The organism is Bradyrhizobium sp. Ken01, from assembly GCF_055807355.1.
Genome location: NZ_JBVVPC010000018.1, coordinates 1 through 12,900 on the forward strand (window position 1 = coordinate 1; position 12,900 = coordinate 12,900).

The following is a 12,900-nucleotide window of genomic DNA, read 5'->3' on the forward strand; positions in this document are numbered from 1 at the left end:
ATCTGGCCGGTCTGATTGCTGTCGTCGTCGATCGCCTGCTTGCCGAGAATGATCAGGCCCGGCTGCTCTTCGTCCGCAATCTTCTTCAGGATCTTGGCGACCGCGAGCGGCTCGACCGCACCCTCGGCCTTCACCAGGATGCCGCGATCGGCTCCCATGGCGAGACCGGTGCGGATCGTTTCCGATGCCTGCGCCGGTCCGATGGAGACCACCACGACTTCGGTCGCCTTGCCGGCTTCCTTCAGGCGCAGCGCTTCTTCGACCGCAATTTCGTCGAACGGGTTCATGGACATTTTGACGTTGGCGAGTTCAACGCCCGATCCATCGCTCTTGACGCGGACCTTGACGTTGTAATCGACCACCCGCTTTACCGGCACCAAGACCTTCATCGATCCTCTTTCACTCAATCTGGGGAGGGGTTATCACGAAAGGATTGCGCTAATTCGTATGGATCGCGACCAACGTGCAGGATTTGTGCACGAGAGTTCATTCGGACGCAGCAAAGCGCCTGCACCCATATAAACACTCCATCGAGGGTGTGCGGAGATGCGCGCGCAACTCGACTTCTTGCTGCGGCCGATAGCAATCAGCGGCTTCACACGGGACAAGGAGGAAGCAGAAGCTGCGCTCGGCAAAATGGGACCAAGCGGATCGTAGTCTGGCGTAGAAGAAGAAAGATTCGGGACGATCGCTCTTGACGCGCCGAAAATCATGACCCGGGACATCAGCCCGGCGACAGCTTGGCTTCACCACTCCGCATGGTCGTCCGCCTCCAGGATCGCGAGCTCGGCCGGTGGAATAACGACATCAACCGAGTTCCAGCCTCCCGCCGGTTGACGTGTGACCGAAGCACCAGCACTCCGTTCACGGCGCTCGAGCCACGGGACGGCGGCGAACCAGACCAGCGCTGCCAGCTGCAGCAAAACGTTCACACCGAACGCGGTCTGATAGGCCGTTGAAGGATAATGCCCCGCCTCAAGAGGCCATTGCGCCAGAATTAATCCCGTCCCGTACTGCACCACGAAAGCCCAGCCAAACTGCAGGACATTCAGACCGCCATTGGCGCGCGCAACCAGTTCGGCCGGGAAATAATCCGCTATGATGGCGTAGGTCAGAGCAGTGGCTGATCCGGCCATCGACAGCACGCACCACGGCAGGAGTGATGGCCAGGGCGGATGCAGGATCAGCACAAGCTCCGCCACAATCAACATCGCCGCGATCAAGCCAAACAGTGTCTCGCTCTTCTTAGCCCGGCGGCGCACCCAGTTGGCAAGGACGCCCAAGACCAGAGCGCCGAGACTCAGAGCGACCGCCATCACGAACAATTCGTTGACCAGTCTCGTCCGATCCAGCCGCTCCACATCGGAAAGCCAGGGCGCCGCCCATAAGGATTGCAGTGCCCAAGCGGACCCGATGCAGGTCGCCGATAAGGGCGCCATTCTCCAGAACCGCCCATCCGAGTAGACGGTTTTCAGAGTGGCGGGCGTCCTGCTAGCCTGTGGCCCAGTGGTTCGTTCGGGAACCACGAGATAGATCAAAATGGCAGCAAGCGCGCTTGAGGCGGCCAGCACGCCGAATAGACCCCGCCATCCGATCCAGTCCAGCAGCACCTCGGCAGGAGCCGTTGCGGTAACGGCCCCCAATGAGCCCAGCATGATCATATAGCCATTGATGAGGGCCATTCGTTCTCTTGGAAACCAGAGGACGATGATTTTCAGCCCGGACATCAGGGCTGCTGCACTCCCAAGTCCGACCATCGCGCGAGCAAAAAGAAGCGACAGGAATCCCGTCGATAGTCCAAAGAGCGCGGCCCCCCCTGCAGCAACAGCCAAGAGCACGCTCTGGACCCGGCGCGGCCCGAAGCGATCAAGTAACATGCCGATCGGAATCTGGGCCGCCATAACGACCAGGAAATAGATTGACGTGAGCAGCCCGACATCCGCAGCGCCAAGCCCGAGATCAGAGGCGAGGCGCCCAGCAATGAGCGTATTGATGGTCCGGAACAGGTACGAAAGGTAGTACCCGGCCGCGAAGGGAAGAAACACGCAGGCGATGAGCCGCCACAAGGGACAAGGCTCAACGCGTTTTGCGGGCGATGTTTGCGCCCTCATTTGCTTCGGCGCGTTTCTTCCGGCCCACTTGGTCGCCTCAACAAAAGGAGTTCGGCAGGTTTCGAAAGTTCGAATTGCTGCCGCCCTCCTCGGCGGCAGCGCTCGGCTCGGAGTTTCCATCCGCCGCGACCGCGGACAGACCTTCCTGACTCGGCTGTTCTTCTGCCGCGCGCTGTGACGCGCCGGCATGAGCTTCACTGGCAGGTCGACTGCGCCTGCCCAGCCGATCGATCGTCTCCTGGATCAATGGCTGACCGAGCCGTACCCGCCGTTCGACCTGCTCCGCCAATACCTTGAAACGCTGCTGTCCGAGCAGGCACGCCTCCCGCTGCCCGGATGGCAGCATGGGCGGCGTCACGGTGAGGTGATAGCGCGCATGCAGGGCTACCGTCTCGGCGATGATCGCGATCTCGCGCTCGAGCCTGGCCATCTGGCCACTGATCCGGTCCAGTGCCTCATGAAAAAGCCCGTCAATGGGCGGTGCAGGATTCAGGAATCGTTCAAGCGCCGTCTCGACGACCATGCTCTTGCCAAGCCCCGGGCGTTCGGTCGCAACTTCAAGCCGCTGAAACATGCTCTCGGAGAGCTGAACGGTGACCTTCTTGGTTCGCGCTCCTTCGCTCGAGCTCGGCTGCGCATCGCTGTCGGCTTGATTCACAATCGAGCTGGGCTGGCCTCCAAGCTCTCCATCGACTTGCATTGCTTGTTCACTCCCAACTTGCGGCCGCGACCTGCCCGCGCACGGCGGCACGCGCGGCGTCGATTTCGGAATCGAAACGGCTGAATCGCCCCCAGCGATGATGGACTTGACACAAGGGCCAATCCGAACGTCACTTCAACCGCACCAACATCTGCGTCGTAGTCTGGCGTAGCCAAAGAAAGACAAGGCGGTCTCAAAAAGAGCTGGATTTGTAAGCCTATGTCATTCGCGGGCAGCTAACCGCCTGTTGCAGCGGCCCCGGGCACCTTGAGTGACGCGCCGATCCCTTACGTGCTTCGTGGCATGCTGCCGACCTGCAGTCGGCTTGTCTGACTCAGCGGCGCCCCCATTTTCAGAAGCTGCCAGAGCATTGGGGGTGCGTACTGATTACTCGTGCTTCTCAGAGGCGTGCATGTCGATGCTTACCTCTTTCAGGACGGTGGATCCGCTTGCAAGCCGCCGTCCCAGCGCCTCAACAAACCGATCGTAACGTTCCGCGCCCTTGGCGCGTGCGGCGGGAGTCGAATGTTCGGGGAGCGCCGGCGTTGAGGTCAGCCAGAAACGGATGAAGAGCGCGATGGTCTCAAGCGTGATGCCATCATTGCGCTCCAGGCGTTCGAGCACGCGCGCGATCCGGTCCAGACGCTTGGCGATCGCCGCCTCGCGCCGATCGGAATCATCAGGGCAAAGGAAGGAGCCGATCGCGGCCTCGGCGACCAGGGACTTAGGCTGACCCCGGCGTTGTGCGAAGGCCTCGAGGGTTTTGAAGGTTTCCGGATCGAGATAGATGCTGAGCTGGATCTTTTTCACGCTGCCCGCTCACAGATCCATCCCATCGTCCGCGTCGAGGCTGACGGTCCGCGCAACACCCTGCATCGAGCGGCTCAGAGCTTGTGCCTGGACGGCATCGGCATCACCCTCATCGAGGTCGGTGTCGAACTCGTGTTCGCCGAGCGGCGCCTTGACCTCGATCTCCTCATGTTCCGGCAATTCCGGCTCGCGACGCAAACCACCGTTCGCCTCATCACTCCTGCGCTTGCGTCTGGTCAGTAGCTCGACTGATGGCGGAATTGGGGCGCCGGCCGACCAGTCATCCGGTCCTGCGGACAAGGTACGCGGATCGAAGCGGGCTGGCTTCAGCACACGTCGCTGGAACTGCGGATCCTCATAGTAGCGGGCTTTCGTAGCGCGCACCGGGTGCACCCCGGAAATCATCACGATTGCCTCTTTAGGCGAGAGTTGCATGACCTCGCCTGGCGTCAGCAGCGGCCGCGAGGTCTCCTGACGGCTCACCATCAGGTGTCCAAGCCAGGGGCTCAAACGGTGCCCCGCATAGTTCTTCATGGCGCGCAACTCGGTCGCAGTTCCGAGTGCGTCGGATACGCGCTTGGCGGTACGCTCATCATTGGTCGAGAAGGCGATCCGGACGTGGCAATTGTCGAGGATAGCATGGTTCGGCCCATAGGCGCGTTCGAGCTGATTGAGGCTCTGGGTGATCAGAAAGCTGCGGATGCCGTAGCCTGCCATGAAGGCGAGCTGACTCTCGAAAAAGTCGAGCCGGCCGAGCGCTGCAAACTCATCGAGCATCAGAAGGAGTTTTTGCCGGCGCCGGTCTGGATCCAGGCTTTCGGTCAACCGCCGCCCGATCTGGTTGAGGATGAGCCGCATCAAGGGTTTGGTGCGGACGATGTCGGATGGAGGCACCACGAGATAGAGTGAGACGGGCTCGGCGCCGTCGACAAGGTCGCAGATGCGCCAATTGCTTCGCGCGGTGATCTTGGCAACCACCGGATCGCGATACAGCCCCAAGAAGCTCATCGCGGTTGAGAGCACACCGGAGCGCTCGTTCTCGCTCTTGTTGAGAAGCTCGCGCGCGGCCGAAGCGACAACGGGATGAACGCTACCTCCAAGATGCGGGGTTGCAAGCATTGCTGTGAGTGTAGCGTCGATCGGGCGGGAGGGATCGGACAGGAAATTGGCGACGCCTGCGAGGGTCTTGTCAGCTTCGGCGTACAGGACATGCAGGATTGCGCCGACAAGGAGAGAGTGGCTGGTCTTTTCCCAGTGGTTGCGGCGCTCGAGTGCCCCTTCTGGGTCGACAAGGATATCGGCGATATTTTGCGCATCTCGCACCTCGCAATCACCACGGCGGATCTCGAGAAGCGGGTTGTAGGCGGCGCTGGCCGGATTGGTCGGATCGAATAGGAGCACTGGCCCAAATCGCGCGCGCCAGCCGGAAGTCAACTGGAAGTTCTCGCCCTTGATGTCATGAACAATCGTCGAAGCCGGCCAGGTCAAAAGAGTCGGGATGACGAGGCCAACGCCCTTGCCAGAGCGCGTGGGAGCAAAGCAGAGCACGTGCTCAGGCCCGTCATGCCGCAGATAATGGCCCTCAAGCCGGCCGAGCACGATGCCGTCAGATCCCAAGAGACCCGCCCGCCTGACCTCGCGCGCATCCGCCCAGCGTGCCGAGCCATAGGTGGTGACGTCCCTCGCCTCTTGCGCCCGCAAGACGGAGAGCATCATCGCTAGCGCAATTGCTGCGATGCCACCGCTCGCGGCAATGGCGCCGCCCTCCAGGAAGATCAACGGTGCGTAAGCGTCGAATTTGAACCACCAAGCGAAGAAGGCTGCCGGCTGGTAAATCGGCCAATGCCCAATCCTGAACCAGGCTGGTCCAAGCTGCGGTTGGAAGGCGAGCCGCCATGCCGTCCATTCAGTAGCCGCCCAAAGAAAGGCGAGTACGACGAGACAAACCAGGATGACCTGATGCCATATGATCTTTGTTGCCGACATGGATTGGAGATGTGGAGGCATTCATGGGGGGCGCACAAGCGGTGCCGCCCGTGCATCGTACTCGCGCGCGTCAGGGCGCAGAAATCAGCCGGTCAGGCGAACAGTCGCATTCGTGAATGAAGATCCCCAACGGTCCGGTACGTACCGGTGATACTAGCCACAACATGCTATGATCCATGTCGCGCTCCGAAACGACTGGGAAGAGCCGGCGATTATCCTATCGTTGCGTGACCGTCGCGGCTACGGCGTCAGACGTTACCCAACGTTTGCTCGATATGGCGGATTCGTCCTTGATCTGATCAACCGGCGTTGGTGGCGTTCTCTTTCGGAAGTTGTTGTGCTTGACACGAGCGACTTGGCGACCCCTCGACTATGCCCAAGGTCGGGCCAGGATGCTTCCCAGGAGAGAGGGCACAGAAATAAGTTCAATCATTAAGAACGCCGCGTTCATCGCATCAGCCGGGGCCTAACGACGCTTTTTGGCCCGATATGCCATTGATGCGCAGAAATCCCGCTAGCGACATCGAATATCGTACGGCGCGCACGGGTTTGCGCAGCAAGCAAAGTCGCGCCGGGGGCGATGGCAAACAGGCGTTTGAACAGATTGGCATCATGGCTTGCCGGCGCTGCGGCCGTGGCGTTCGCCTGCAATGGCATCGCTAGCGCGACCGACTGCCCGCGGCAGGACGCATTGGGAACGTCGCGCGTACTCGCTGTCGATCCGAAGGCCTATCCGCGCGTGGGATCGAATGAGTTTCCGAAGACCCTTCCTCTGGCAGATCACGAGGTCGTCCTCACCTTCGATGACGGTCCGAGGCCGCCGAACACACAAAAGGTGCTGGAAGCGCTCGGGCAGGAATGCGTGCGGGCCACCTTCTTCCTTGTCGGCAGATCCTCGGCAGAATTTCCCGAGCTCGTCCGCCGCATCGCCTCACAGGGCCACAGCATTGCGCACCATAGCTGGTCGCACCAGATGATGTCCAAGATGCCGTTCGAGCAGGCAATGGACGATATCGATCGCGGCATTGCGGCTGATGAGCTCGCACTCGAGGGCTTGTCGACCAACGTCCCTTCGACGCCATTCTTCCGCTTTCCCCATTTCGACTCATCGCCTGCAATGCTGGACGCGTTGCAGTCGCGCGGGATCGTCGTGTTCGGAACCGACCTTTGGGCGAGCGATTGGGAAGACATTAGCCCAGACCAAGAGCTCATGAATGTGATTGTGCAGCTAGAGAGCGCGAGAAAGGGCATCATCCTCCTGCACGATGCCCAAGCCCGCACTGCTGCAATGATACCTGCGTTGCTGCGATATCTGCACAAGAACGGCTATCGAGTCGTGCATTTGGTACCGGCTGTCCAGGCCGAGAGGAAGGCTGAGACGCGCCACTAGCATGCGCCTTTCGACATCACGTGTGGCAGCTCCCTGATGATGTCCCTTTTGAGTTTGCTGCAGGCTGGTGATGGCCGAGAGTGGCAGCTGCTCGATATCCAATCCTAAGGGGGATTCAAATCTCGATTGGTGCAATGCATGCTAAGTTGACGGCTAAATCCTGCGGTCCGAATGGCAATATCCGATCATTCTAACTGGTGGGCTGACGTCGGCGTGTACAAGGGATGGCCTAAGGTAGTCGGCCTACATTCCACTGTTACGACTTGATGAAGCCAACCGCCTCAACATTGAGCGGGTAGGATCGTCTCAAAACCTCATGAACTCTGCCAGCTCTCGTTGAGAAATGGAGATCCGGTCGTCATGCCGGACCCTCAAGATTGCTCCCTTGACGCGAACAGGGTTCGGCTTGAATAGGAACGATGTGCGGCTCAATGATAGCCCGTCGTGCCCAGCAACTGCCGGCGCCCCAAAGCAGAAATCGACGGGTCAGAGCGCGAGCCCCCGTTTGCGTCCAAAGCTCCACTCGACATTGGCCGGTCCCGCGATGCCGCTTACTTGTTTTCCCAGTTGGTGCTCAAGTGAAGGCGTCCACGGCACGAGCTGGAAACCAAGCCCATTGTCGATCATGGCGAAACGTCCAGAGGCCAACGATAGGCGCCGGCGATAGACCCCCGAAATCTGCTCACCTGCATCGGCGGCCAAATGCGCAAGCCCTGATTCCTCGGCCAGACGTCGTCCGACGGCTTCCAACTCACGGCGGCGAAGGGTCTCGACCAGGTTGCGACCGAGTGTGACCTTTTCGCCGTTACGGCGAGCAAGTCCCTGCTCTGCCAGGACGTCGATCCGCCGCTCGAGCGCGGTCCGCACCTCGGCGCCAAAGCCAGCGCGTGAGAGATCGGTAGGCTCGCGTGCCACAAGCTGTCGGTCGAGCCAGGTCGCTCCCTCCGCCGAGACCTGCTGCTCGAGCGCCACGTCCGAGCGCACAACGAGCGCGATCCGTGCTCGACCGCGCGCATCGTCAAAGCGCCGGAACTCCACAATGGCGCCGATCGGCCCGTTGCCAGCCGACTCGATATCGGGGAGTTTCAGGTGATGCACGCGCCCGTCGATCCCGTCGACAATGGCAAAGGCCGTGCCCCTGAGCTCGTCGTCGAGCCCGCGCGCCATAAGACGGCCGATGACCGGTTCGCCATGGCGTTCGCCCTCGAGTGCCCAGGACGAGGGCGCGCGCGCCGGGCCATCCTTCGCGATTGTATTGTGCAGCCGCTTGATGATGTCGCCGCGCTCACCGAGCGCACGCAGCCGCGGCTGGGCATCTGCGGCCAGTACCCACTGCGCAGGACCGGCGGGCGCGGCCACGCCAAGCCGCTCGAGTGTCCGCATCCGCCCGATGCGAATCTCCCGTAAGGGGTCGCCCCCGGCAATCCCGTCCGGCCTCAGATCGATCACCCCGTCCGCCGCACCCGCTTCGCGGGCAAGCGCCCGGTCGAGCCTGGTCCAGCGTTCGGCCGTCACCTCCGCTTCAAGGACTTGGCGGATCTCGAGCTCCGATCGAGGGCCAAGCTCGCGCGTGACGAGATCGCCGGCCCGGGCGCGCAAGCCTGTCGAGATGTAGTCACGGCTGATGACAAGGTCATTTCCGTCATCCGCGCGGCCGCGCACCAGGATGTGGACATGCGGGTGCTCGGTGTTCCAATGATCGACCGCAACCCAATCGAGGCGGGTGCCGAGGTCGCGCGAGGCCTGATCCATCAGCTCCCGGGTAAAGATCCGCAAGTTCGCGAGTTCGCCAGCATCGTCCGGCGAGACGATGAACCGGAAGTGATGCCGGTCGCCCTCGCAGCGCTCGGCGAACGCGCGGCCGTCGGCGTCATCGCCCGCCGCGTCAAAGAGCTTGCCCGGGGTCCCATCGCGGGTGACGCCGTCGCGCTGGAGATAACCGATATGCGCGCGCATCGCGCCCGGCGAACGCATCCGGCGCACGACCCGCGCCTTGACCATGGCGGATCGCGCGCGGTTGTTGAGGAGCCGCGTCGCGGCAAGGCTCGCCGCGCGACCGCGCCCAAACTTGCTGCCACGGCTGCGGCTACCCCGCGAGAGACCGCCGGCCCTCTGAGCAGCTCTTAGCGTCTGCGCCAAGAACGGCTTCGTCCGGGGCGCGCGCGTCGAACGGATGCGGCCTGGGCGGATGCGGAAATCGTCGTGACCGGTCATCTTGCCCGCCGGAACGTGTCGAAAACCGAGCGACAACGGGGAGTTGCCGCAAATCGCAAGTTGTGTCGGCCATTCTCAATGTTTTCCGGATCATTGAAATCGATGCAGTTTCGCCCACAACCGACCGGCCGCACCTTGCGGCTTTTATCCTGCCCTCCCCGGTCGCCCACTCTCGGCTCTCTGCCAACCACTCTCAACGTTGCGACTAGCTTCGACATCATGCGACGAAATGCGATTGCGATCATCGGGACTTCACCTCGTCTGATCGCCGCACAAACGGGCCCGTCGCGAAAGGGACGAGTGCAGTTGCACCCGCCCTAGGCGCTGCTTTCGACGAATTCATTGTGCGGACGCCGGATGCCGAGTCGGTGTTGTCAGCCGATAAGCTCTTGGACCGCTCAACACGGAGTGGCGCTTGCTGCCACGCGGCGAAGCGTCTGGCAGCCGAACCACCGCGGTTGCGCTGCTCAATACCGATCAATGGTGCGAGTGTAGCGATGTAGATCTGTGTTTCATCCGGAAGCGCTCGACCGGTGACCAGGTGCTCCTCGTACCGTCTGGGTCCAGCATTATAGGCTGCGAGAAACCCTTCCGATCCGAAACGATCGAGCATCTCGCGAAGGTATGCTGCCGCAGCCATAATGTTGTCGTGAGGATCAAACGGATCGATACCGAGATCGTAACGAACGCTAAGCTCGACCCAGGTCGCGGGCATGATTTGCATCAACCCGAGCGCTCCGCGAGGTGATATGGCATGCGCATTACCACCGCTTTCGGCCTGCATGACAGCACGGATCCAATGCTCCGGGACCGCGAACCGATGCGAGGCTTCGGTCACGAACGCGGCGTATGCACGGCCTGGAAGCAGGTTTGAGGAGCGCGCAGCTTGTGCGCGCGATCCAACCTCCGCTCTGCCGGCCGATGGCGCTCCGAACGTCAGCAGAATTCCAAAAAAGCAAGCAGCGGCTCGAGATAGCAATGTGCGGACAGCCGCCGAGGACAGAGCTCTTCCCGGCCGGCACTGAGACGGCGCGAGACGGCCGCGACGCGCGCCGATTGCCGACAATTCGGCCGGGATGGAGGAATGACGGCGCGATCGGCCGACTAGAGAAACCGCAACCCAGTGGAGCAATGCCGGCATTTGTCAGTCCTCCCTGGTCCACACCGGTACCGCTTGCCCGATGACGGCCGATATCGGGAGCGGTCCGAAATATCTGCCGTCCAAGGACTCGTCCGATTGCCAGTTCATGAGAAACACTTGGTCCTCAGCGACGACCCGGCAGCCCCGCCACGCCGGCAACGGACTGCCACGGCGGTCGCGCTCGCGTGCCTGGCCCATTTCGATGCCGTCGACGACGATTGTGAGACCCGTTCTGCAGACGGTTTGCCCGGGCAACGCCAGCACACGCTTGAGCATCGGAAGACCGCTCGGCAAATAGCCGTTGAAGTCGAGGAAGCTCGCAAGCGGCTCTGGTGCCCGAACGGCCACGAGCTCAGTGATGTGCAATCGTGCGGTCCCTTGCAAACGGTAGAGGCCGATCGGCACACTTTCGGAAGCGTTCCAGATGTACGATAGTGAGGTGTCGGTGACCGGCCAAAGCGCGAGCATTGTGGCCCCACATATCGCAAGGATGATCCTTGGCCGTCCCATCAGAACACCATCCTGCGCCGGTGGAGCCACCCCTGGTGGCGCGCACGCGTATAAGCTCGTGGCGTTTCGTTGACGGAAAGACGGTTGTGGACGTGATGCCAATACTCGGGGGCTGCATCGGCTGGATCGATGCCGAATGACTCCACGGCGTCGATCAGCTGGAGAACGCGCTCGACCTTTGGCCAGCCAGCCAGTCGCAGCAGGCTTTCGCCGCCAGGGCTGACCCAAGGCACGGTCGAATACCGCTGCCCCGGCGCGATCGCGCGCAGAATGTCGATACGAGACAGGATGGTTCCGAAGTCATTGGATGTCCAGCGCACGAACGCGAAGATGCTGCCGGGCATAAACGAGAGAATGCGGCGGTGCTGGTCAATGATCTTCTCCGATACAGGCTTGCCGAACCGGATTCGGTTCTCGATCCGCTTCTCGAGCCACAAGAGTTCAACAGTTGTGAGGTCGCTCACCTGGCCACTCCATAGTTTTGAGAGGAATTTGGACATGCCAACGGGTGCGCTGTCGCCAGCGCATCGACGTCAGAGCCTTGGTTTCGGCAGAACGGTTGTGATGAAGGATCGATGATCGGCTTGTCCAAGCGTTGCAGCGCTCCTGCTGCTGTCAAGGATCGCAGCCGAGTGCTCCAATTCGTTAGAAGGAGTCCGAAGGACTCGAGGTTAGCCGGGGTACTGACCGGTGCCCCATCGCCGGTCGCATTGCGACGATGATGCCTCGCGACGATTCGCGAATGGAACGCGCGGTGCGTTCCGGCAGTCGGCAACGGGGGCGCAACTTCTATGTAGGGTTCGGGGTGTCGCGGGAGGCGACGAACATTTGTGTGGTCGACGGCGACGGCAAGGTCGTCTGAGAGGCGAACCTGGACGCCGATCCAGACACGATCGAACTGTCGGAAGCGTTCTCGTTCAGGACCTGGCTGTTCACGGCGCTTGCCGAAAAGGGCCTCCCGATGATCCGCATCGAGAACCGGCACGCCAAGGCGGCGCCGAACGCGATGCTGAACAAGACGGACCGCAACGACGCAAAAGACACTGCGCAGATGATGCGCACTGGCTGGTTCCGCGCGGTTCATGTCAGGTCGGAGAGCGCACAGACGTCGCGGGCGCTGCTGGTCGCCCGCAAGGCGATGCTCGGCAAAGTGCTGGACACGGAGAACATGATCCGCGGCCTGTTGCGCCCGTTCGGCTTCAAAGTCGGCGAGATCTCGGTCGGCCGTTTTGATGCGCGGGTGCGCGATCTCTTGGCCGGGAAGAAGGAATTGGAAGCGATCGTCGCGCCGCTGTTGGACGCCCGCAGCGCCATGCGGCAGCAGTTGGCAAAACTGCACCGCGTGGCGCTGACGTTCCGCGCCACGGTCGATGATCCGGCGCGATTTAAGAAGTCGACCAATGTCGGCGCCCATTGCGGGCTGACGCCGCGGCGCTATCAATCCGGCCAGACCGACCGGATCGGCAGCATCTCCAAATGCGGCGACGAGCTGACGCGGGCAATGCCGTACGAGGCGGCGATCGCGATCCTCCCGCGCATTCCGAAGAACTTTAAGCTGCGGCTGTGGGGCCTGCGGCTGGCCAGGAAGAAGGGTCTGAAGCGCGCTGCGACCGCAGTGGCGCGCGCGCTCGCCGTGTTGCTGCACAAGATCTGGACCAGTGGCACCACCTTCCGGTTCGGCGCCGGCGGCAAGCTCGGCCGGGTCGCTGCGACGGCTTAAGGGCCTCCGCGACCCGGCCGCTTCCACGCGCGTCTTCTTCTTCCGCCACGGCGGAGCGGCGTCTCCCGAGGGGACGGGGATGTGGGTGAGATCGCAGCTATTCTTGCCGGCGGCTTCATGCAGAGCTGTGAGGTTATCATGCACGACGCTGGTTAGCCTGACCGCCCATTCTCCAGATTCCGGCATGTGGTGGCCGTCGGGCCAACCAGGGACGTTAGCGAGTTCTCCTCGACGAGCGAGCTGCCGCAAAGGAAAGCGATGAGCGTGATGCGGTGATGCCGATGCTGGTGATCGCGTGATTTTGCGCGCGATCGTGCT

The 12,900-nt window shown here is 61.9% G+C and carries 10 protein-coding genes and 1 pseudogene; 2 read left to right on the forward strand and 9 right to left on the reverse strand.

Going from position 1 to position 12,900, the window contains the following annotated elements; translation table 11 throughout:
* The 5 genes from AC0L3S_RS18495 to AC0L3S_RS18515 form a co-directional block, all read right to left on the reverse strand.
* A partial coding sequence (locus AC0L3S_RS18495; RefSeq protein ID WP_473280321.1) for an electron transfer flavoprotein subunit beta/FixA family protein occupies window positions 1–389 on the reverse strand: 389 nt, incomplete at its 3' end.
* Between the two features lie 357 nt (window positions 390–746).
* Complete coding sequence (locus AC0L3S_RS18500) at window positions 747–2,066, reverse strand: MFS transporter (RefSeq protein WP_259219312.1); 1,320 nt, start codon at window positions 2,064–2,066, stop codon at window positions 747–749.
* Between the two features lie 82 nt (window positions 2,067–2,148).
* Complete coding sequence (locus AC0L3S_RS18505) at window positions 2,149–2,811, reverse strand: ribbon-helix-helix domain-containing protein (protein WP_259219311.1); 663 nt, start codon at window positions 2,809–2,811, stop codon at window positions 2,149–2,151.
* Between the two features lie 387 nt (window positions 2,812–3,198).
* Window positions 3,199–3,621 carry a CopG family transcriptional regulator gene (locus AC0L3S_RS18510; protein WP_259219310.1) on the reverse strand — a complete coding sequence of 141 codons (423 nt, stop codon included), beginning with the start codon at window positions 3,619–3,621 and terminating at the stop codon, window positions 3,199–3,201.
* A 9-nt stretch (window positions 3,622–3,630) separates the two neighbouring features.
* Window positions 3,631–5,607: a conjugal transfer protein TraG gene (locus AC0L3S_RS18515; protein WP_259219309.1), complete on the reverse strand. Its 1,977-nt coding sequence runs from the start codon at window positions 5,605–5,607 to the stop codon at window positions 3,631–3,633.
* A 580-nt stretch (window positions 5,608–6,187) separates the two neighbouring features.
* On the opposite strand from AC0L3S_RS18515, the gene AC0L3S_RS18520 reads away from it, so the two are divergent.
* The gene (locus tag AC0L3S_RS18520; protein ID WP_374762386.1) at window positions 6,188–6,997 is read left to right on the forward strand and encodes a polysaccharide deacetylase family protein; all 810 of its coding nucleotides are present in this window, start codon (window positions 6,188–6,190) and stop codon (window positions 6,995–6,997) included.
* Between the two features lie 486 nt (window positions 6,998–7,483).
* On the opposite strand, the gene AC0L3S_RS18525 is transcribed toward AC0L3S_RS18520, so the two are convergent.
* The 4 genes from AC0L3S_RS18525 to AC0L3S_RS18540 form a co-directional block, all read right to left on the reverse strand.
* The gene (locus tag AC0L3S_RS18525) at window positions 7,484–9,211 is read right to left on the reverse strand and encodes a relaxase/mobilization nuclease domain-containing protein (protein ID WP_456652739.1); all 1,728 of its coding nucleotides are present in this window, start codon (window positions 9,209–9,211) and stop codon (window positions 7,484–7,486) included.
* 241 nt (window positions 9,212–9,452) lie between these two features.
* Window positions 9,453–9,995 (reverse strand): lytic transglycosylase domain-containing protein, encoded by a 543-nt coding sequence (locus AC0L3S_RS18530; RefSeq protein WP_445432987.1) that lies wholly within the window; start codon window positions 9,993–9,995, stop codon window positions 9,453–9,455.
* Window positions 9,996–10,355: 360 nt separating this feature from the next.
* Window positions 10,356–10,862 (reverse strand): S26 family signal peptidase, encoded by a 507-nt coding sequence (locus AC0L3S_RS18535; protein ID WP_259219305.1) that lies wholly within the window; start codon window positions 10,860–10,862, stop codon window positions 10,356–10,358.
* Window positions 10,862–11,326, reverse strand: coding sequence for a DUF2840 domain-containing protein (locus AC0L3S_RS18540; protein WP_259219304.1), 465 nt, complete (start codon window positions 11,324–11,326; stop codon window positions 10,862–10,864). Before AC0L3S_RS18540 ends, AC0L3S_RS18535 begins: the two co-directional genes overlap by 1 nt.
* 278 nt (window positions 11,327–11,604) lie before the next feature.
* Between AC0L3S_RS18540 and AC0L3S_RS18545 the strand changes: the two are divergent.
* Window positions 11,605–12,582: pseudogene (locus AC0L3S_RS18545) on the forward strand (transposase).
* Window positions 12,583–12,900: the final 318 nt, after the last annotated feature.